We start from the raw sequence: 272 nt of genomic DNA on the forward strand, positions 1-272 counted from the left end.
GTATATAAACAGAGGGGTTTCATTTAGAGATATGATTGCTCATATAGCAGAAGATTTAGGCTTAACATGGAAGCAAGCAAGTGTCGCATTAACATCTAAAAAAACAGAACGTATTTCAGATGAAATGTGGAAGGCAACATCCGAAAGAATAAAAAATCAGAACGCTACTAAGAATTGGATTGAGGCACAAAACAAATCTGTACCGTTTAAGATGCTAAGAAAAGTATCAGCAGCATTTAGGGGCGTTGCTGTATTTGGGCATGGGGGTATAT

1 protein-coding gene is annotated in these 272 nt (G+C 37.1%); it reads left to right on the forward strand.

Annotated features, from left to right (window positions below; all coding sequences use genetic code 11):
* On the forward strand, positions 1 to 272 hold a 272-nt coding region (locus H6A60_RS13170; protein ID WP_205105319.1), incomplete at both ends, for a hypothetical protein.

Origin of the sequence: Sutterella massiliensis (assembly GCF_016899755.1) — a bacterium.
Classification (GTDB): Bacteria; Pseudomonadota; Gammaproteobacteria; order Burkholderiales; family Burkholderiaceae_F; genus Sutterella; species Sutterella massiliensis.